Consider the following 19597-nt stretch of genomic DNA (forward strand, 5'->3'; position numbering starts at 1 on the left):
CACGACCGAACTTAGTGGCCGGGCGGGGGAATTCCAATGCAACGAGTGGCCGCAGGCGAGATGCCGCGGTCACCCGCTTCTGAGCGTGGTTTCAGTTCGCCGGCGGAATGGTCAGCGTCGCGCCGACCGGCAGGCGTTTCGGCGCATAGGCGGCGTTGGCGTCCGCAATCATTCTCCACTTGCCGCCGTCGCCATAGGTCGCCTCGGCAATATCCCAGTAGGTATCGCCGGCCGCAATGACATGGCTGCCGGCGGTCGCCGCTTTGGCCTCGCCGTTCATTTTGGGCTCGGCCGCCGGTTCTTCCGTCCTTGCCGTTGCTCCGGCCGTGAGTTCGGTAATGCGGCCATCGAGCTTCGGCGTATAGGGGCGATGCGCGGCCAGATAATCGGCGACGACCTGCTCGAGGCTGGGACCGAAATCATAGGCCTTCTCGGCCTTGTCAGCGAAAATCGTGTAGCCGTCGCCACCGCCACGGACGAAATTGTTGGTCGCCACGCCATAGAGCTTGTCCGGGTCGATAGGCTTCCACGCGCCGCCGTCCATCACTTCGATCGACTTCAGCCGCCCCTCGTTCGGCGGGACGGATTTGTCGAAGGAATATTTGAGGCCGGCCACCTGCGGAAACTTGCCCTTGCCTTCCTCGATTTCGCTCAGCCCCGCTTCGATTGAAGCCGAAATGTCCTTGCCTGAAAGCTGGAAGGTTGCCAGCGTGTTCTGGAACGGCAGCACGGTCAGCACCTCGCCCATCGTCACCGTGCCGGCGTCGATCGAAGCACGGATGCCGCCGCCATTCTGCAAGGCGATCTCGATTCCCTGATCCTTCACGCGCTCGAGAATGGCGTCAGAGATGAGATTGCCCATCTCGCACTCGCGTGCGCGGCAGCTTTCGCGGCTGCCGTCAACGGCGGCGGTCGTCTCGGAAACTTCCTTGTTCTTCAGCTCCTCGATCGGCGCGCCGAGCTCCTTGATGCGGGCCAGCACCGCCTGGTCCGGCTCGATCGACTTGTCGAGATAGAGCGGATCGCCGCTTGCCTCCTTCACCACACCGCCGTCGTCGAACACGACCTTGAACTCGCCGAGATATTTCGAATAGGAGGCGGCCTGCGTCACCGGCACCTTGTAGCCGTCCGGATTGTCGATCATCGTCGGATAGGGGCCTTCGGCCTTGGCGTCGGTGTTGGACAGCAGCGAATGCGAATGTCCACCGACGACCACGTCGACACCGGGAATTTTCGCGATCATCTCCTTGTCGCGCGGATAGCCGACATGGGTGAGCGCGATGACCTTGTTGACGCCCTCAGCCTTCAGCTTTTCGACCTCGGCGGTGATTGTCTTTACATCGTCCTCGATGGTGATGTTCGGTCCGGGCGAGGCGACTTCCGGCGTGTCCGCGGTGACGGCGCCGACGATGCAGATCTTCTGGCCGCCCACTTCAAGCACGACCGAGGGCTTGATGCGGTTGCCGACCTTCGATTGCGCGCTCGCCTTGACGTTGGCTGAGAGCACCGGAAACCCGATGACGTCGAGAAACGGCGCCAGCGCATCCTCGCCGTCGTCGAATTCATGGTTGCCGACGGTCATGGCGTCGAACTTCATCAGGTTCAGGAACTCCGCTTCCGCAGCCCCCTTGTAGGTGGCGTAGAACAGCGAGCCCTGGAAATTGTCGCCGCCGTTGAGCAGCAGCACGTTCTGGCCCTCCAGCGCCTTGCGACGCTGGTCGATCGCCGTCTTTAGCCTTGCGGCGCCGCCGATGCACTCGCCCTTGCTTTCCTCCTCTGTCGAGCAGGTCGATTCGTATTTGTTGTTGGACTCGATGCGGCTATGCCAATCGTTGATGTGCAGGATGTGCAGCGTGTAGTCGGCAAATGAGGGCGTGGAAGAAAGGGCGAAGGCCGATACCGACAGTGCGGCGAACGCAGCTAGTCTCGTCATGTCTGATCTCCCAATGATCTTGCGGGAGGAGCGTAGCGTCCGCCCTTGACCGTCGTGCTACATGGCGTCCGCGCCATTGTTCACACCCGGTCCGGGAGGATGCAAGCGGAATCGGGCAGGCGGCTACTTCGAGTAGTCGCGCTCGTCGGCGATGATCCTGCCGTCGTTGGGCAGCGAGCCGGGGGCGACGATCTCCACCTGGCCGCCAAGCTTGGTGACATCGCGCAGGGAAGCCTCCAATGCCGCCTTGTCCAAGGCGCTGTCCGGTTTTGGCTGGACCTGGAGCACCATTGCATCGCGGTCGCCGTCGCGGGTAACGACAAGCCTTGCCTTGGCGATTTCGGGATGGCGTCCGACGATCTCAGCGATCTGCTTGGGATCGACGAACATGCCCTTGACCTTGGTGCGCTGGTCTGCGCGGCCCATCCAGCCGCCGATGCGCATATTGGTGCGGCCGCAGGGCGACACGCCCGGCAGCGTGGCGGAAAGATCGCCAGTGCCGAACCTGACCAGCGGATAGGCGGCGTTAAAACCGGTCACCACCAGTTCGCCGACCTCGCCTTCCGCCACCGGATCGCCGGTTCCGGGGCGCACGATCTCGACGATCACATGTTCATTGACCAGCATGCCCGGATTGGCCGTTCCGTCGGCGGCTGCACTCTCATAGGCGATCACGCCGAATTCGGCCGTGGCATAACATTGGAAAATATCGATGCCGCGCTCCCGGTACTCGGCGCGAAGTGATGGGAACAAGGCACCGCCGGAGACGAGGCCGCGCCGGAAGGAGGACAAATCCTTGCCCGTCTCGGCCGCCCTGTCGAGTATCAGCTTGAGGAAATCAGGCGTTCCGCAATAGACGTTCGGCCTCAGCGCGGCGGCTGCCTCGACCTGCATGTCGGTGTTGCCGGTGCCGGCGGGAAAAACCGTGCAGCCGAGCGCCCGCGCGCCCGCGTCGAGCATGAAGCCGCCGGGCGTCATGTGATAGGAAAATGCGTTGTGAACCACATCGCCGGCGCGAATGCCGGCAGCGAAAAAGGCCCGTGCCGCGGATGCCGGATCGGCGCCGAGCCCTTGCGGTTCCCACAATGGTCCGGGCGACAGGAAAATATGGTTGCCGGCAAGTGCCGCCGGATCGGCAAAGCCGCCGAGCGGCGGCTCCGCGGCCTGAAACTCCATCAATTCGGGCTTTCGCAGAACCGGCAACCTGGCCAGCGAAGCCCGATCGGTGACCTTTGACACGTCAATGCCGGAAAGCCAGCGGGCGAGGCCAGGCACTTTGGCCATCGCATGTTCCAGAAAGCCGGGGAGCGCGGAAAAAAGCGCCTGCTCCCGGTCTGCGGGGTCGCGGGTTTCGGCCTGGTCGAAAAAGGCGTTCATCGCCGTCTGCCCACTTTGGCCGGCTGTCGGTTCGCCGTGTCAGCCGACCGCTGGACTTCGTGTCAGCACGAATTGCTGGCCGCTGGCACTGGTGCAATTGAGCTGATTGGGGGAGACCAGAAGGCAGTTAACGTTGCTTGTTGTCTGGCGAACGAGCGAATTCATAGTGATTTCTACATTGCGTGCATCAATCATACGATAGCTGCCGTCAGCCAGTTTCTGGTTGGTGTCCGTTGTGCGCGTTTCAAATACGCCGCCGCTGAAATTCGATCGGATGCCATTCGGGTCAAACCAATTGCCTTCCACACCCCTTGGGGTAGCCGCCGCAATCGGGCCACCGCCGCCGGGGCCGGCGCTCATGCAACCGGCGATGGTGGCCGCCGCCGCCAGCACCGCCGCAGCCGAAAACATTTTGCGCGCAATCATCATGGTCAAATCCTCTCCTGGAGCCGCTCATGCCGACGGATCGGAGTAAGGCTCTGTGTCTCTAAGCAGGATCCGCCTGTTGGCAGTCTGCCTTGGTCCGCCTCACCTCAATCACCCCATTTGCGAATGATTGCAAGGAATTGCTGACCTCAAGACCTCATCCATCCGGCTTAACGGACCAGTATGTTACGGAACTGCCACGGATCCTTGACGTCGACATCTTCTTCGAAAAGACCGGGGCGTCCTTCAAGCGGGGTCCAGTCCGTATAATAGCCTTTCACCGGGCCGAGATAAGGCAATTGCACTTCCTGGCAGCGCTTGAAATCCATTTCGTCGGCTTCCACAATTCCCGCTTGCGGGTTCTCCAGCGCCCACACCATGCCGGCAAGAACCGCCGACGTCACCTGCAGTCCGGTGGCATTCTGGTAAGGCGCGAGTTGCCTCGCTTCCTCCAGGGTCAGCTGCGATCCGAACCAATAGGCGTTGCGGGCGTGACCATAGAGCAGCACGCCGAGTTCGTCGGCGCCGTCGACCAGTTCGTTCTCGTCCAGCACGTGCTGCACCGGCTGCGCCTTGCCGGCAGCGCCGAACATCTCGTGCATGGAAAGCACGGCGTCGTTGCAGGGATGATAAGCGTAGTGACAGGTCGGGCGATAGGAAACCTTGCCCTTCTTGTCGCGAACCGTGAAGAAATCGGCAATCGAAATCGCTTCGTTGTGGGTCACCAGGAAGCCATATTGAGGGCCTGGGGTCGGGCACCAGCTGCGCACGCGCGTGTTGGCGCCCGGCTGTTCCAGATAGATCGCGGCCTTGGAGCCCTTCTTCTGCTCTTTGGCGTTTTTAGGCATCCATTTCTCATGGGTGCCCCAGCCGAGTTCGGCGGGCTGGAGGCCTTCGGCGATGAAGCCCTCGACCGACCAGGTGTTCCAGAACACGTTCATCGGCTTCGGCTTCTTGGTCAGTTGCGTATCGCGCTCGGCGATGTGGATGCCCTTGACGCCGGCATTCTTCATCAGTTTTGCCCAGCCTTCGCGGTCTTCGGTTTCCGGCACTGAAAAATCGACGCCGAGATCGCCGGCAAGATTGACCAGCGCCTGTTTGACCAGCCACGACACCATGCCGGGATTGGCGCCACAGGTGGAAACCGCGGTGGTGCCGCCGGGATGTTTGCGCTTTTCGGCAAGCAGCGTTTCGCGCAATGCATAGTTGGTGCGTTGCGAATTGTCGGCCTGATCGTCGAAATAGAAGCCGAGCCACGGCTCGATGACGGTGTCGATATAGAGCACGCCGAGCTTGCGGCAGAGCCGCATCAGATCGACCGAGGAGGTGTCGACGGAAAGGTTGACGCAAAAGCCCTGGCCGCCGCCCTTGGTGAGAAGTGGCGTCAGCAGCTCCTTGTAGTTTTCCTTCGTCACCGCTTCCTGAAGGAAGGCGATGCCGCGCTCATCTGCCAGGCGCCTGTCGGCGTCGCGCGGGTCGATGATCGTCATCCGCGATTTGTCGAACTTGAAATGGCGTTCGATGAGAGGAAGCGTGCCCCGGCCGATCGACCCGAAGCCGATCATCACGACAGGGCCGGTTATCTCCCCGTAAACGGGCCATTTCTGTTTCGCCATCTTCGAGGAAGCTCCAGTTCACGACGATTCGCGCAGGATTGCACGCAGCAGGCGAAACGCCAGATCACAATTTAACGTCACAATAAAGCGGATTCGCCAACTCAGCGCGGTTTACCCCAGCCGTGCGGTGATGAGCCCTCGCAGTGAATTGCCGACAAAGAGCGCCCGCGCCTGGCGCAGATCGCTCGGCGTCAGCACCGCTTCCACGGCCTTGCCTTCATCGAGCAGTTCGGCGCGTAGCACGCCTGCCAGCAGCCCGCAGCCGAGCGGCGGCGTCAGCAGGCGGGTGTCGCCAAAATCCGCGAAGATCGTCGTGATCGTTCCCTCGCAAATCTCGCCATTGTGGTTGCGCAGGATCACCTCGTCGGCGATCTCACGCGGGAATTCCGCGCGCGCGGCCTCATAGGCCTGCCGCCTTGTCGTCTTGTGGCGAAGCAGCGGGTCGGCGGCGTCGAGTCGCGTGCTGGCGATGCCAAGCGTCCAGACGGTGTCGGCTGCGAGTGGGGAAAACGCCTGCGTGGTGACGTCTGTCGTGCCGGTTGCGTCCAGCGTGAGGCGCACCCGCAATGCGCTGTCACCGAGGGCAACAGCATCGAGCGCGCGCTGCGCCTGCATTTCGGAATAGGCGAAGCCGAGTTCACGCGCCGATGCGGCAAGCCGTGCCAGATGCCGCTCCAGCCGCACGAAGCCGCCGGATGGTTCCCAGCGCAGCGTTTCAATCAGCTCGAAGTCGGCAGTGTCCCTGTCGCGAACCGGGCCTTGAGCAGACATTCGGCATATTCCTCTTCAGCGGTGGAATCGAAGACCACGCCGCCGCCGACATTGTAGATGGCCTCGCCGTCCGGATGCAGCGAGATGGTGCGGATCGCCACCGAAAAGCGCATGGGCCCGCCGGGCGCGATCCAGCCGATGGCGCCGCAATAGGCGTCACGCGGTGTGCCTTCCAGATCGTGCAGGATCTCCATCGCGCGGATTTTCGGCGCGCCGGTGATCGACCCGCAGGGAAACAGTGCCGCAAAGATCCTGGCGATCGGCAGATCCGGCAGCAGCTTGGCGCGGACCCGGCTGACCATCTGGTGAACCGTCGGATAGGTCTCGATGCGGAACAGTTCCGGCACGTCGAGGCTGCCCACTTCGCTGATCAACGAGATGTCATTGCGCAGCAGATCGACGATCATGCGGTTTTCCGCCTGGTTCTTCGGGTCGTTGCGCAGAAAGTCCTGTTGGGCTCTGTCTTCCTCAGGTGTTGCGCCGCGTGGCGCCGTGCCCTTCATCGGGTGGGTCTCGATCCAGCCCTGGTCGTCTACTTCGAAGAAAAGTTCCGGCGAGCGTGACAGGATCACGGGGCTGCCGAGCGACACCAGCGCGCCATATTTCACTGGCTGGCGCTCCGTCAGCGCGTCGAAAGCGGCGAGCGGATCGCCGGACCAACTGGCGTGTATCGGGAACGTCAGATTACCCTGATAGCAGTCGCCCGCGCGCAGATGCCGGTGCAGCCGTGAAAAGCGCTTCTCATAGTCCTCGAACTTCCAGGTGGCGCGCGCGTCGAAGATCGGCCCGTTGGTGGCCGGCTGGCGAAACGGCGCCAAGTCGTTTTCCGAGGGGCCATCGAAAACGCCGAGGCAAACCAGCGGCGCGCGCCGTCCCTCGGGCAGGATCGGGCGCAGCTTCGGCTCGAGCAGGTAGCCGGCTTCATAAGAGAAATACCCGGCAAGCCATTTGCCCGCTTCGTGCGCGGCCTGTGCGGCGTCAAGGGCTGCGAAGAAATCGGCTGCGCTATCGGCGACTATGATTTCGCGCGGCCGGTCGAACAGCAGTTCATGGCCGGCAGGGTCGTCTCGAAACAGGACGAACGGTGAGGCTGGCATCGCGCTCTAGACCTTTGAAAAATATATCCGTCTCAGTCCAGAGCTTCGAGCTCGTCGATGAGATTGCTGATGACGGCAAGTCCGATCTGCCAGAACGCCGGATCCGAGGCATCCAGCCCGAACGGCTTCAGCAGTTCGGAGTGATGCTTGGTGCCGCCGGCGCGCAGCATGTCGAAATACTTCTCCTGAAAGCCGCGTTCCGCGTTCTGGTAGACCGCGTAAAGCGAATTCACCAGGCAGTCGCCGAAGGCATAGGCGTAGACGTAGAACGGTGAGTGGATGAAGTGCGGGATATAGGTCCAGAATGTCTCGTAGCCATCCTGAAGGCCAATCGCAGGTCCGAGGCTTTCTGCCTGTACTTCCAACCAGAATTGGCCGATCCGGTCGGCGGTCAGTTCGCCGTTGCGACGCTCGGCATGCACCTTGCGCTCGAATTCGTAGAAGGCGATTTGGCGCACGACCGTGTTGATCATGTCCTCGACCTTCTGCGCGAGCATGGCCTTGCGTTCGCGCCGGTCCCTGGTCTGTTCAAGGAGAGAGCGGAAGGTCAGCATCTCGCCGAACACCGATGCGGTCTCGGCCAGCGTCAGCGGGGTAGAGGCCATCAGCGCTCCCTGGCCGCCGGCCAGCACCTGATGCACGCCGTGGCCCAACTCGTGCGCCAGCGTCATCACATCACGCGGCTTGCCCATATAGTTCAGAAGCACATAGGGGTGCGCCGCCGGCACGGTCGGGTGTGCGAAGGCGCCCGGCGCCTTGCCCGGCCGCGCCGGTGCGTCGATCCATCGCTTGTCGAAGAATTTGCGCGCGATATCGGCCATGTCGGGCGAAAAGCGATGATAGGCCGAGAGCACCGTGTTTTTCGCCTCGTCCCAGCGGATCGTCGCCTGCGGGGTTTCGGGCAGTGGGGCGTTGCGGTCCCAATGGTTCATCTGCTCCATGCCGAGCCAGCGTGCCTTCATCGCGTAATAGCGGTGCGAGAGGCGCGGATAGGCATCGCGAACGGCGCTGGCGAGCGCATCGACTACGGGGCGCTCGACGCGGTTGGCGAGATGGCGTGAATCGGCGATGTCGTCGAAGCCGCGCCAGCGGTCGGAGATTTCCTTGTCCTTGGCGAGCGTATTGGTGATCAGCGTGAAAGTGCGAAGGTTCTTCCTGAAGGTCCGGGCCAATGCCTCGGAGGCCTTGCGCCGCACGTTGCCATCGGCGTCCTGCAGGTGGTTGAGGGTGAGTTCAAGCGTCAGTTCCTCGCCGTCGACCTCGAAGCGCAGATCGGCCATCGTCTCGTCGAACAGGCGGTTCCAGGCACCGCGCCCGGTGATCGACTTCTCGTGGAATAGCTGCTCGATGCGGTCTTCGAGCTGGTAGGGCTTGTCCTTGCGCAGGTCGAGCACCCATGGCCGATAGTGACCGAAACCGGCGTCCTTCTCCAGCGCGTCCATGATGTCGGCGTCGTCGACCAGGTTAAGCTCGAGCGCGAAGAACAAGAGATGCGCGCTGGCATCCGTCATCTTTTCCTGAATGTCGCCATAGAGCTTTGCGCGCTGCGGATCGGCGGTGTTGCCGGCATAGACCAGCCCTGCATAAGACGCGATGCGGCCGATCAACTCTTCGATCGCCTCATAGGCGCGGAGTGCTTCGCCGAGCCGACCTTCAGCGCCTTTTTTCGCTTCGGCGGCGAGCGTGCCCTTCCAGCGCTCCTCGAAAGCAATCGCTTCCTCGGCCGCTCTTTCCAGGTCGCGCTTCAACTCGGGCGCTTCCATGCCGGAATAAAGGTCGCTCAGATCCCACTCAGGCAGTTCGCCCAGGTCACGCAGGGCCTGGCTTGAAGCCAGCGGAGCGGCATTCTGCTGCCGGAGGATGCGCATCGCGTTGTCTTCCAATGTCTGAACCTTTCAGGCCGGAACGAAAAAGCCGGTGCGCCTAAAGACTTCGTTCACCGGCTTTTTTGAAGCCTTATTTAGAACCCTGTGCCAGTCTGATCCAGACGGCAATCAAGCTCTCTACCGAGATTCTCAAGAATATTCATGTCTTCTTGCATTCTCATAGTCGATGACGATCCGGTACAGCGCCGGCTGCTGGACGCGATCGTCACGAAAATCGGCCATGAGACGCTTGTCGCGGAAAATGGCGAGGCGGCGCTGCGCCTGCTCGAAAGCGGCGATGCGCGCGGCATATCGGCGGTCATTCTCGATCTCGTCATGCCCGGGTTGGATGGGCTCGGCGTTCTCGGCGCCATGCGCGAGCGCGGCATCTCATTGCCGGTGATCGTCCAGACCGCGCAGGGCGGTATCGAGACTGTGGTTTCGGCCATGCGGCAAGGCGCGTTCGACTTCGTCGTCAAGCCTGCCTCTCCCGAGCGGCTGCGCACCGCAATCGCCAACGCCTTGAAGGTCGAGGCGGCGGGCAGGCCAGAACGCACCGCGCGCTCGGGCGGCGTGCTGACGTTCAAGGACATGGTGACGAAAAGCCCGGCGATGGAGCGGGTCATCCGCCTTGGGCAGAAGGCGGCGGCCTCGAACATTCCGATCCTCATCGAAGGCGAGTCCGGCGTCGGCAAGGAACTCGTCGCCAGAGCCATCCAGGGCGTAAGCCCTCGTCGCTCGAAGCCGTTCGTGACCGTTAATTGCGGCGCGATACCCGAAAACCTGGTCGAAAGCATTCTTTTCGGCCACGAAAAGGGGTCTTTTACCGGCGCGACCGAGAAGCATGCCGGCAAGTTCGTGGAAGCGCACACCGGCACGCTGTTCCTCGACGAGATCGGCGATCTGCCGCTCGACGTGCAGGTCAAACTGCTGCGCGCGGTGCAGGAAGGGGAGGTCGATCCGGTCGGCGGGCGCTCGACCGTGAAGGTCGACATCAGGCTGATCTCGGCCACGCACCGCAACCTGCTGCAACAGGTGAAGGATGGAAAATTCCGCGAGGACCTGTTCTACCGGCTGAATGTCTATCCGATCTTCGTGCCGCCGTTGCGTGACCGGCGCGAGGACATTCCCTATCTGGTGCGCCATTTCATGGCGCGCGTCACGCCGAGCGGCTCGCGCGGCAGGCTGATCGACATTTCGGCCAGGGCGTTGAACCTGCTCCAGGCCTATGACTGGCCGGGCAACATCAGGCAGCTTGAGAACGCGGTATTCCGGGCTTCGGTGCTGTGCGAAGGCGACATGCTGACCGAGGAGGAGTTTCCGCAGATACGAGCCCAGGTTGAAGGCGTCGCGGCGCTGGACCGGAGTTCAAGCCAGGCACCCGCGCTTTCGCCCGCGCCGGCAGTGGAAATGCCGAGGGGTGCGGCGGAAGCCGTCTCCGCCCCCCCGATGCTGTTCGGCATCCTCAAGGCGCTCGACGATCGCGGTAACATGCGCTCGCTGGCCGAAGTGGAAATGGACATGATCAAGATGGCCATCAGCCACTACAACGGCCAGATGAGCGAGGTCGCTCGCAGGCTCGGCATCGGCCGCTCGACGCTTTACCGGAAGCTGAAGGAATACGGCATCGATCCCGAAACCGGCCGGGCCGAGCGCATGGAACTGTCCTGAGCCTGAGTGAAGCACATCCGAATTGATGCGTGCGAAACCGAACGCATGACAATTCTTAACAAGCGCCACGCAAGCCACAGCTTATATACGCGCGGTTTACCAAGAACGCGGCTACGCTTTTTTGCCGGGATATCGCCACGGTGTTACCGCAATTCAACTTCAATAAGCAGTGATTAACCATTAGGATCGATATTCGGACCTCACATCCACCGTCCGCGACTCATGCCCGGGGACAAACGGCAGTCTTGTAAGGCCTTCGATTTGATTAGTATCGAGCGACCCATAAACCGGCGAGAACTCGACATGTCCGGCTGGCAGCGCATGCTGGCGGCAGTGATGATCGCCCTCGGTTTTCTCACTGTAGCGTCGTCGGCGGCAAAGGCCGAGACCAGGACGCTCAAGCTCTACTTCATCCACACCAAGGAGAAGGCGGAGATCACCTTCAAGCGTAACGGCCGCTACGATCAGTCCGGCCTGCGCCAGATCAACCGGTTCCTGCGCGACTGGCGCCGCAACGAGCCGACCAAGATGGATCCGCATCTTCTCGACCTGGTCTGGGAGACGTATCGCGCCGTCGGGGCTCGCGATTACATCCACGTCGTGTCCGCCTATCGCTCCCCAGCGACCAATTCGATGCTGCGCGGCCGCAGCAAGGGTGTCGCCAAGAAAAGCCAGCACATGCTCGGCAAGGCGATGGATTTCTATATACCGGGCGTTTCGCTGAGGACGTTGCGCAATACGGCCCTGAAGATGCAGGGCGGCGGCGTCGGTTATTATCCGCGCTCGGGTTCACCCTTCGTGCATCTGGATGTGGGCAATGTGCGCCATTGGCCGCGCATGAGCCGCAAGGAACTGGTTGCGGTCTTCCCGAACGGCAAGACGCTGCATGTGCCGAGCGACGGCAAACCCTTGCCTGGCTTTGAGCAGGCGGTCGCCGCATATCAGTCGCGCAGGAGCAGCGGCGAATTCGCCCTCGCCAGCGCCGGCGGCAGCGCCAAGAAATCGCGTGGTCTGTTGGCCGCCCTCTTCGGTGGTGGCGGTGGAGCCGACGACGAGGAAGACAGCAGCAATGCAGCCGTGGCCGCGGTTGCCGCGCCCGCGCCGAAGAAGGCTGTCCGCGAAGCGCCGGCGAAGCGCGAGCCGCAGCCGGGCATTCAGATATTGTCGCCGGAGGAGGCGCAACGCGCCGAGATCCCGCAGATCGCGGATGCCGAGCAGCCGCGTGACGACACGCCCGAGACCATCATTGCCGCACTGCCGGCGCGTAGCGTGCCGCTTCCCGTGCTTGCGCCCCGGCCCAAGGCGGAGGTCGGCGGCCTGATTGCCGCAGCGGCTGCCGAAGAGCCAGTCAATGTGCCGTTCGGCATGGCTGCGGCTCCCACCGACGAGACGGCCTCGGCACCTTCGGCGGAAGTTGCCATGAACGTGCCGCTGCCGACCCGTCGCCCCGACTTCAGGCCGCCGTCCGAACTGGCGCCACAGCCGGCGCAGGACGCGATCCTGCTGGCGCTGGCGCAATCGGAGGAGCAGGACGCGAAGGCGACCGATATGGTTATTCCGCTGCCGCAACACCGGCCGACGGCGTCCAGCTCCGAGCCTGACTCCGAGATGGTGGTTGCGGCGCTGCCTGAGACGCGCCCAAGCCTGCCGCAGGTGAATGAGCCGGCGCAGGCGGCCGATGCCGCTGCGGCAGTGGCAGCCGCGGTGAAGGAAGGCGAGGCGCGTGTCGCCAACCTGTCCAACAACGCGACCCTTCGTCAGGCGGTGATGGAGCGGCCGGCAGGATCGGATCCGGTTGCGGCCATTGGCTCGAACGTCAAGACTACCCGCAAGACGGCCCGTCCGAGCGCCCAGGATTCAAAGCCCGATCCCAAGCCGGTTGTTGTTGCCGCCGAGCCGCAGGCCGCGCGCTGGGTGCTGAGCGCCGACTATGTGACCAAGGCTTCGGCGGGCACGAGGGCACCTTCCTTCGCCTACAATATCGTCAGGACAGCGCCGCGCGAAGTCTATACCGCCGGCTTCCAGGCCGAGAACCAGTTGGCTGACGCCAACCGCTTCTCCGGCAAGGCGGTGAAGTTCCTGTCAGTGGCCCGCTTCCAGACCAACTGATATCCGTCAACCACCAAACAAAAAAGCGCCGGACATGCCGGCGCTTTTTCGTTTTCGGGTCTGTCAGTTCCCGGCGCCGTGGGCCTGGCGCAGTCGCGCCGCTTCGCGCGCCAGTCTTTCGATCGCATCCCAGTTTCCGGCTTTCACCAGATCGTCGGGCGCGACCCAGGAGCCGCCGACGCAAATCACATTCGGCAGCGCCAGATATGAGCCGGCGTTTTTCGCGGTGATGCCGCCGGTCGGGCAGAACTTCATGCCACCGAACGGCGAAGCCAGGGATTTGAGAAAGGCCGCGCCCCCAGCCTGCTCGGCCGGGAAAAATTTCAGGAAGTGGAGCCCCGCCTCGCGCGCCGTCATGATTTCGCCGGGCGTGATCACGCCGGGCAGAAGCGGCACTTCGCTCGCCGATGCCGCATCAAGCACTTCGCGCGTCAGGCCGGGGCTGACGATGAATTTGGAGCCGGCCGCCGCTGCGTCGTGAAACTGCCTGGCGTCGAGGATAGTTCCGGCTCCGACGATCGCTCCTTCGACCTCGCCGGCGATGCGCCGGATAGCTTCCAGCGCATCAGGCGTCCGCAATGTCACCTCGATCGAAGGCAAGCCGCCGCGCACGAGAGCGCGCGCCAGCGGCACAGCGTCCGCCACGTTTTCGATCTTCAGCACCGGAATGACCGGCTGGCCGTCAAAAAGGGAAACAAGCTGCTGGGTCTTGGCTGACATCGTTGCGCTCGGAAGGACTATGAGATTTAAACCGATTTAGCAGAGCCCTGCATATGAGTCCACGCAAACTCCGCTATCGCCGTAATACACTACCCACCAAGCCGACTATTGTTCCAATCAACCTAATCCAGGCGGCGATGCCGGCCCGGTTCGCAGCGGGTGCCTTGCCGGGAATGGCGATGGACGGGCGTATATCGGCTGCCCTCGGGTCGAGATCGCCGTCCTCAGCGGCTTTTGTGTAGCGAGCATAAGCCGCCGCAATCTTGGTGTGGTAACCATTCCGCTTGTAGGCTGGGCCATTATAGCCGCGCGCAAACGCCTCCCAATCCCGGCGTTTCAATGCGTGGGCAAGGCCGCTTCTGTCGATGAAACGCGCCATCAGCCGTGCCTGCCCGGCAACGCTACCGCGCGCCTCATCCACGAGCGCGTCGATGCTGGCATAGCCAAGCCATGCCCAATGGGCACCCATGACCTGTCCGAGCCCCCAGGAGACAGATTCATATGCCGCCTTGCGGTCGATGGCGGCGGCCTTCGCCAGAAGTTTCCAGCGCGCGCTTTGCGTTTTCGGATTGGCGATTGCACCAGCGGTCGGCGAGGAAAGGCCAAGGGCGCGCGCCTTCTGCCGGTTCGGTCCGGAAAGCCGCCGATCGAAATAGTGGGCCTCGAAACGGATCAGTGGCTCTTGCCGGCCGTTGATGACGGCAAAGGATTTGCCGCCGCTTTCGATCTCGGCCACGGCAAGCAGGGCGGCGGTTTCTATGCCGAGTTCTTTTGCGACGATCGAGATTTCGCGGAGGGTTGGCTGGTGAAGGTCATGCTTTGGCGTCCTGTTTGTCGTCGCCGATTTTCGCCACAACGTCAGCATGGTGGACAAAGTCGCGGGGTGCCGCCTGCCGGCTGGAGTTGGATCTGCGAGATGCCGCTGACCAACAAACTGAATTCGTTGGCGGAATTCGGCGGTCTTGAAAGCGCGGTCTCGAAACGCTAGTGGCGTGGCGATGATTTCATCAACGCCCTTGCCGCCTTTCCGCGTTGCCGCGCTCTACCGGTTCTGCCGGCTGGATGCGTTCGAGGAATTGCGCGCGCCGCTTGCCGGATTTTGTCGTGCGCGCGGCATCAAGGGCACATTGCTGCTTGCCCGCGAAGGCATAAACGGAACCGTTGCCGGCACCGAGGCCGCGATTTCCGAACTCGTTGCATTTCTGGAAGACCGGCCGGAACTCGCCGGGCTTGAAGTCAAATATAGCCATGCGACCGAAATGCCGTTTCACCGCATGAAAGTGCGGCTGAAGCGGGAAATCGTGACAATGGGCGTCGAGGGCATCGATCCGCTCGAAGGGGCGGGTGCCTATGTCGAGGCGAAGGACTGGAATGCGCTGATCTCCGATCCAGACACGGTGGTGATCGACACCCGCAACGACTATGAAGTGGCCATTGGCAGCTTTGAAGGCGCGATCGATCCCCGGACGAAGAGCTTTCGCGAGTTTCCAGAGTGGGTGGCCGGGAACCGGCAGGCGCTGGAAGGGCGCAAGGTCGCCATGTTCTGCACCGGCGGCATACGCTGCGAAAAGGCCACCGCCTATGTCAGGTCGCTTGGCATCGAAGAGGTCTTCCACCTCAAGGGCGGCATCCTGAAATATCTGGAGGAGGTGCCGGCCGGCGACAGCCTTTGGCAAGGCGAATGCTTCGTCTTCGACGAGCGCGTGGCGGTTTCTCACGGCCTCGAACCGGGCGAGGCCACGCTTTGCCGGGCTTGCCGGCATCCCTTGACGCCTGACGAACGGCAGTCGCCGCATTTCGCCGAAGGAGTTTCGTGCCCGCACTGCCACGAGGCACGTTCGGAAACCGACCGCGCCCGCTATGCCGAACGCCAGCGCCAGGTCGAACTTGCCGCGCGGCGCGGCTCCCGCCACATCGGGAGCTGACCCGCCTGCCGGAACCGGCTCGTGGTCATTGTAAAGACGATTTCTGCTGCCTACCTCATTTCCACTTGAACCCAGCCGGGCGGCGACGCCGGGCCACAATCGCGGAGGTGGTGATGTTCGATCCCAGGAAACTGCTTGACGATCTGCTCGGCTCCAAGGTGCCCGGCACTGAAAGCACCGTTCGCGACAAGGCCGATCAGATGACGCAGCTTGCCAAGGACAATCCGATCGCCACCGGTGCGATTGCCGCCGTGCTGCTTGGCACCAAAGCCGGGCGCGGACTGACCGGATCGGCGTTGAAGCTGGGCGGCCTCGCGGCGATCGCCGGGATTGCATACAAGGCCTATCAGAACTACCAGGCCGGCAACCAGCCGGCGCAGCCTGGCGCGGGCGAACCCGAGTTGCTGCCGCCGCCGGCCGAAACCACTTTCCACCCGTCGCAGGCCCCGCAAGGGGAGGCTGAATTCGCGCTGACCCTGGTGCGGGCGATGATCGCGGCGGCAAGGGCAGACGGTCGGATCGACGACGTCGAACGCCGCAAGGTCGTCGATCGGCTCAGTCTTGCCGGCATCGACAGCGAGGCGGAGGAATTCCTGCGGACAGAACTCGAGCGACCGCTGGATGTCGACCTGCTTGTCGCCGAGGCGCAAACCGATGCGCAGAAGGTCGAGCTTTACACCGCATCGCGCCTGGCTATCGATCCCGATACCAGCAGCGAGCGCGGCTATCTCGACATGCTCGCCGGCAGGCTGAAGCTGCCCCAGGCGCTGGTCGAGCATGTGGAGGCCACCATTGCCGAGTCGAGGCACGGCGCGTAGCGCAAAAGGCGCGTTAAGGATTCGTTAACGCTTCGGGCGCATCATTTTTGCAGTCGGATCCGCTTTATCCTCCTCCCAAGCGCGATTCAGATCAGAAGGGCGGTCGCCAATGGCCGCCCTTTTCGGTGGGGAGCTTGCCACAGGAATTCTCATCTGCAATGCCAGGCTTCTTTGCAGAGGAAGCGGCGTGATGGCCAATGGCAAGACAGCAATCGTAACCGGTGCCGGCACCGGCATCGGCAAGGCGGCGGCGACAGCACTTCTGCAGGCCGGCTGGAACACGGTGTTTTGCGGGCGGCGCGGGCAGTTGCTCGACGCAGCCATTGAAGAGGCAGGCGCGACGGAAGCGAAAGCGCTCGCGGTGACATGCGATATTTCCAGGGCCGATCAGGTCGAGGCGCTGTTCGGCGAAGCGGCGCAAACTTTCGGGCGCGTCGATCTCCTCTTCAACAATGCCGGCATGGGCTACAGGTCGACATTGATCGATGAAATTCCGATCGAAGTCTGGAACGATGTCGTCGGCGTCAACCTGACCGGCTCGTTCCTGTGCGCCCGCGCGGCCTTCGCGGCCATGCGAGGTCAGCAGCCACAGGGCGGACGCATCATCAACAATGGCTCGGTATCGGCTTACGCGCCGCGGCCCGGTTCGGCGCCTTACACGACCACCAAGCATGCCATCACCGGGCTGACGAAGACGCTGGCGCTGGACGGGCGGCCGTTCAATATCGCCTGCGGCCAGATCGATATCGGCAATGCGCTTACCGAGATGGCCGTGCCGATGACCCAAGGCGTTCCGCAAGCCGACGGCCGTATCGCCCCCGAGGCTGTCATGGACGTGCAGCGCGCGGCGGAAGCCGTGCTTTACATGGCCAGCCTGCCGCTCGATGCCAATGTGTTGTTCATGACGGTGATGGCCACGAATATGCCCTTTGTCGGGCGCGGCTAAGCTGCCGCTGGATCGACGCGCGTTCCTGACGGACGCATATTGTCGATCCATCTTTTTGTTGGAGCATCGGATTCTTGCGAAAACCGGATTCCACTTCTCGGTCCGATGCTCTGGATATTTTAATCATAAAATTTCATGCTTGAAATGGGTTGTCCGCGGTGCAATTCTGCGTCGGCAACAGGGGCGTGCGCATGACGCAAGCTGACAATCCCGCGCAAGGCGCGCAGATGCAATTTCGCGGTCGCATGGCCTATGCCGACTACCTGCAGCTTGAAAAGGTGCTCGATGCGCAGGCGCCGCTTTCCACCGCGCATGACGAGCTTCTGTTCATCATTCAGCACCAGACTTCGGAACTGTGGATGAAGCTTGCCATCCACGAGGTGCGCTCGGCCATTCTCGCCATAAGGCAGGACCAGCCGCAACCGGCCTTCAAGATGCTGACCCGGGTGGCGCGTATTTTCGAGCAGTTGAACAATGCCTGGGACGTGCTGCGCACGATGACGCCGAGCGAGTACACGGAGTTTCGCGGGGCTCTCGGCGAATCATCCGGCTTTCAGTCTTATCAGTACCGGGCCATCGAGTTCCTGGCCGGAAATCGCAACACCGAGATGCTGAAGCCGCATGAGCACAGGCCGGAAGTGGTGGCCGAACTGGAGGCGATCCTGGCCGAACCCAGCCTGTATGACGAGGCTCTGCTTCTCCTGTCGCGGAGGGGTTTCGACATCGGGCGGGATGCCCACCGCACCGATTGGCACGAAACGCGGCCGGTGAATGCGCAGGTGCAGGCCGCGTGGCGCGACATCTACAAGGAGCCGGAGAAGCACTGGGTTCTCTATGAGCTGGCGGAGAAGCTGGTCGACTTCGAGGACTATTTCCGGCGCTGGCGCTTCAATCACGTCACCACGGTCGAGCGCATCATCGGGCTGAAGCGCGGAACCGGAGGAACTTCGGGTGTATCCTATCTGCGCAAGATGCTGGAGGTTGAACTGTTTCCGGAACTCTGGAAAGTTCGAACCGAGCTTTGACATCGCCTCGGCAGTCGAGCGGCATCGGACAACGGCTTGGAATCCGGTGCGACAACGAAGGGATAGGTGGTGGGGTGGCTTCATCGGGAACGCTCGCCCCCCTCGGAACAAAAGGGAGAGCACACAGATGAGGAAAATTCTTGCCGCAAGCCTGCTGGGCTTGTCGTTGGCGACGTCCGGAGCGGCTTTCGCCGAGCCGGTCAAGATCGGCATGATCACCACGCTTTCGGGCGGCGGCGCCGGTCTCGGCATCGACGCGCGTGACGGTTTCATGCTGGCGCTCAAGAATGCCGGTGCCGCCGACATCGAGGTGGTGACGGAAGACGATGCCCAGAAGCCGGAACTCGCCGTCCAGATCGCCGACAAGATGATCCAGAGCGACAAGGTCGACATACTCACCGGCATCATCTGGTCCAATCTGGCCATGGCGGTGGTGCCCAATGCCGTGGCGCAAGGAAAGTTCTACCTTTCAGTCAATGCAGGACCTTCGGCGCTGGCCGGCGCGAAATGCGACAAGAATTACTTCAACGTCGCCTACCAGAACGACAATTTCCATGAGGCGATGGGGCAATATGCCAACAAGGACTACAAGAAGACCTTCATTCTCGCGCCCAATTATCCGGCCGGCACCGACGCGCTGACCGGCTTCAAGCGCTACTACAAGGGCGAGCTGGCTGGCGAGGTCTACACCAAGGTCGGCCAGACCGACTATGCGGCGGAAATCGCGCAGATCCGCGCTTCCGGTGCCGATTCGGTGTTCATCTTCCTGCCGGGCGGTATGGGCATTGCCTTTACCAAGCAATATGCGCAGTCGGGCGTCGGCATTCCGCTGCTCGGGCCGGGCTTCTCCTTCAGCCAGGACGTTCTGGGCGCGATCGGCGATGCGGCCTTGGGTGTGAAGAATTCAGCCTCCTGGTCGAAGGACCTCGACAATGACGCCAACAAGAAGTTCGTCGAGACCTTCCAGGCCGAATACGGCCGTCTGCCTTCGGTCTATGCGGCACAGGCCTATGACACCGGCAGCCTGATCGTGGCGGCGGCAGCCAAGGCGAGCGTCAAGGATGCCGATGCGTTCCGCGCCGCGCTGAAGGAGGCGAAGTTCGATTCGGTTCGCGGCAAGTTCAAGTTCAACACCAACAACCACCCGATCCAGGACATCTATGTGCGTGAGGTGGTCAAGGAAGGCGATGCTCTGACCAACAAGATCATCGGCACCGCCTTCACTGACCACCAGGACGCCTACGCCAAAGACTGCAAGTTGTAGTCGTCATCCCCCTCACCGGGCCGCTTCGCGGCCA

16 protein-coding genes are annotated in these 19597 nt (G+C 62.4%); 7 read left to right on the forward strand and 9 right to left on the reverse strand.

Features of this window, described 5'->3' with window-relative positions; all coding sequences use genetic code 11:
- Window positions 1-91 precede the first annotated feature (91 nt).
- From ACLKMW_RS12655 to ACLKMW_RS12685, 7 genes are all read right to left on the reverse strand, one after another.
- Window positions 92-1933 carry a 5'-nucleotidase C-terminal domain-containing protein gene (locus ACLKMW_RS12655; RefSeq protein WP_415724819.1) on the reverse strand — a complete coding sequence of 614 codons (1842 nt, stop codon included), beginning with the start codon at window positions 1931-1933 and terminating at the stop codon, window positions 92-94.
- 123 nt (window positions 1934-2056) lie between these two features.
- The gene (locus ACLKMW_RS12660) at window positions 2057-3310 is read right to left on the reverse strand and encodes a phenylacetate--CoA ligase family protein (protein WP_415724820.1); all 1254 of its coding nucleotides are present in this window, start codon (window positions 3308-3310) and stop codon (window positions 2057-2059) included.
- 39 nt (window positions 3311-3349) lie between these two features.
- Window positions 3350-3739, reverse strand: coding sequence for a hypothetical protein (locus tag ACLKMW_RS12665; protein WP_415724931.1), 390 nt, complete (start codon window positions 3737-3739; stop codon window positions 3350-3352).
- A 167-nt stretch (window positions 3740-3906) separates the two neighbouring features.
- Window positions 3907-5352 (reverse strand): homospermidine synthase, encoded by a 1446-nt coding sequence (locus ACLKMW_RS12670; protein WP_415724821.1) that lies wholly within the window; start codon window positions 5350-5352, stop codon window positions 3907-3909.
- Window positions 5353-5463: 111 nt separating this feature from the next.
- Entirely contained in the window at window positions 5464-6123 is a 660-nt protein-coding gene (locus ACLKMW_RS12675; protein WP_415724822.1) for an aminotransferase class IV family protein, read from the reverse strand.
- Window positions 6072-7220, reverse strand: coding sequence for an aminodeoxychorismate synthase component I (locus tag ACLKMW_RS12680; protein WP_415724823.1), 1149 nt, complete (start codon window positions 7218-7220; stop codon window positions 6072-6074). The genes ACLKMW_RS12675 and ACLKMW_RS12680 overlap by 52 nt, the downstream gene beginning before the upstream one ends.
- Window positions 7221-7252: 32 nt before the next feature.
- Complete coding sequence (locus tag ACLKMW_RS12685) at window positions 7253-9088, reverse strand: M3 family oligoendopeptidase (protein ID WP_415724824.1); 1836 nt, start codon at window positions 9086-9088, stop codon at window positions 7253-7255.
- A gap of 159 nt (window positions 9089-9247) precedes the next feature.
- On the opposite strand from ACLKMW_RS12685, the gene ACLKMW_RS12690 reads away from it, so the two are divergent.
- Window positions 9248-10756: a sigma-54-dependent transcriptional regulator gene (locus ACLKMW_RS12690; RefSeq protein ID WP_415724825.1), complete on the forward strand. Its 1509-nt coding sequence runs from the start codon at window positions 9248-9250 to the stop codon at window positions 10754-10756.
- Between the two features lie 303 nt (window positions 10757-11059).
- The gene (locus ACLKMW_RS12695) at window positions 11060-12865 is read left to right on the forward strand and encodes a DUF882 domain-containing protein (RefSeq protein ID WP_415724826.1); all 1806 of its coding nucleotides are present in this window, start codon (window positions 11060-11062) and stop codon (window positions 12863-12865) included.
- Window positions 12866-12928: 63 nt separating this feature from the next.
- Here ACLKMW_RS12695 and ACLKMW_RS12700 read toward each other — a convergent pair whose 3' ends face one another.
- Both ACLKMW_RS12700 and ACLKMW_RS12705 read right to left on the reverse strand, forming a co-directional pair.
- Window positions 12929-13585, reverse strand: coding sequence for a 2-dehydro-3-deoxy-phosphogluconate aldolase (locus ACLKMW_RS12700; RefSeq protein ID WP_415724827.1), 657 nt, complete (start codon window positions 13583-13585; stop codon window positions 12929-12931).
- Between the two features lie 73 nt (window positions 13586-13658).
- Complete coding sequence (locus tag ACLKMW_RS12705) at window positions 13659-14450, reverse strand: N-acetylmuramidase family protein (protein WP_415724932.1); 792 nt, start codon at window positions 14448-14450, stop codon at window positions 13659-13661.
- 133 nt (window positions 14451-14583) lie between these two features.
- Here ACLKMW_RS12705 and trhO point away from each other — a divergent pair, with 133 nt between their 5' ends.
- From trhO to ACLKMW_RS12730, 5 genes are all read left to right on the forward strand, one after another.
- The gene (gene trhO, locus ACLKMW_RS12710; protein WP_415724828.1) at window positions 14584-15510 is read left to right on the forward strand and encodes an oxygen-dependent tRNA uridine(34) hydroxylase TrhO; all 927 of its coding nucleotides are present in this window, start codon (window positions 14584-14586) and stop codon (window positions 15508-15510) included.
- A 113-nt stretch (window positions 15511-15623) separates the two neighbouring features.
- Window positions 15624-16328, forward strand: a complete 705-nt coding sequence (locus ACLKMW_RS12715; RefSeq protein ID WP_415724829.1) for a tellurite resistance TerB family protein — start codon at window positions 15624-15626, stop codon at window positions 16326-16328.
- A gap of 190 nt (window positions 16329-16518) precedes the next feature.
- A complete protein-coding gene (locus tag ACLKMW_RS12720; protein WP_415724933.1) occupies window positions 16519-17274 on the forward strand; it encodes an SDR family oxidoreductase in 756 nt (251 codons plus the stop codon).
- 191 nt (window positions 17275-17465) lie between these two features.
- Window positions 17466-18299 (forward strand): tryptophan 2,3-dioxygenase, encoded by an 834-nt coding sequence (gene kynA, locus ACLKMW_RS12725; RefSeq protein ID WP_415724830.1) that lies wholly within the window; start codon window positions 17466-17468, stop codon window positions 18297-18299.
- A 127-nt stretch (window positions 18300-18426) separates the two neighbouring features.
- Window positions 18427-19563, forward strand: coding sequence for an ABC transporter substrate-binding protein (locus tag ACLKMW_RS12730; protein WP_415724831.1), 1137 nt, complete (start codon window positions 18427-18429; stop codon window positions 19561-19563).
- Window positions 19564-19597 lie beyond the last annotated feature (34 nt).

The organism is Borborobacter xinjiangensis, from assembly GCF_047739745.1.
GTDB lineage: Bacteria > Pseudomonadota > Alphaproteobacteria > Rhizobiales > Rhizobiaceae > Pseudaminobacter.

Excerpts from the sequence above, each read along its gene's own strand:
- ACLKMW_RS12655 (WP_415724819.1), bottom strand. The coding sequence starts at position 1,933 with ATGACGAGACTAGCTGCGTTCGCCGCACTGTCGGTATCGGCCTTCGCC.
- ACLKMW_RS12660 (WP_415724820.1), bottom strand. The coding sequence starts at position 3,310 with ATGAACGCCTTTTTCGACCAGGCCGAAACCCGCGACCCCGCAGACCGG.
- ACLKMW_RS12665 (WP_415724931.1), bottom strand. The coding sequence starts at position 3,739 with ATGATGATTGCGCGCAAAATGTTTTCGGCTGCGGCGGTGCTGGCGGCG.
- ACLKMW_RS12670 (WP_415724821.1), bottom strand. The coding sequence starts at position 5,352 with ATGGCGAAACAGAAATGGCCCGTTTACGGGGAGATAACCGGCCCTGTC.
- ACLKMW_RS12675 (WP_415724822.1), bottom strand. The coding sequence starts at position 6,123 with ATGTCTGCTCAAGGCCCGGTTCGCGACAGGGACACTGCCGACTTCGAG.
- ACLKMW_RS12680 (WP_415724823.1), bottom strand. The coding sequence starts at position 7,220 with ATGCCAGCCTCACCGTTCGTCCTGTTTCGAGACGACCCTGCCGGCCAT.
- ACLKMW_RS12685 (WP_415724824.1), bottom strand. The coding sequence starts at position 9,088 with ATGCGCATCCTCCGGCAGCAGAATGCCGCTCCGCTGGCTTCAAGCCAG.
- ACLKMW_RS12690 (WP_415724825.1), top strand. The coding sequence starts at position 9,248 with ATGTCTTCTTGCATTCTCATAGTCGATGACGATCCGGTACAGCGCCGG.
- ACLKMW_RS12695 (WP_415724826.1), top strand. The coding sequence starts at position 11,060 with ATGTCCGGCTGGCAGCGCATGCTGGCGGCAGTGATGATCGCCCTCGGT.
- ACLKMW_RS12700 (WP_415724827.1), bottom strand. The coding sequence starts at position 13,585 with ATGTCAGCCAAGACCCAGCAGCTTGTTTCCCTTTTTGACGGCCAGCCG.
- ACLKMW_RS12705 (WP_415724932.1), bottom strand. The coding sequence starts at position 14,450 with ATGCTGACGTTGTGGCGAAAATCGGCGACGACAAACAGGACGCCAAAG.
- trhO (WP_415724828.1), top strand. The coding sequence starts at position 14,584 with ATGATTTCATCAACGCCCTTGCCGCCTTTCCGCGTTGCCGCGCTCTAC.
- ACLKMW_RS12715 (WP_415724829.1), top strand. The coding sequence starts at position 15,624 with ATGTTCGATCCCAGGAAACTGCTTGACGATCTGCTCGGCTCCAAGGTG.
- ACLKMW_RS12720 (WP_415724933.1), top strand. The coding sequence starts at position 16,519 with ATGGCCAATGGCAAGACAGCAATCGTAACCGGTGCCGGCACCGGCATC.
- kynA (WP_415724830.1), top strand. The coding sequence starts at position 17,466 with ATGACGCAAGCTGACAATCCCGCGCAAGGCGCGCAGATGCAATTTCGC.
- ACLKMW_RS12730 (WP_415724831.1), top strand. The coding sequence starts at position 18,427 with ATGAGGAAAATTCTTGCCGCAAGCCTGCTGGGCTTGTCGTTGGCGACG.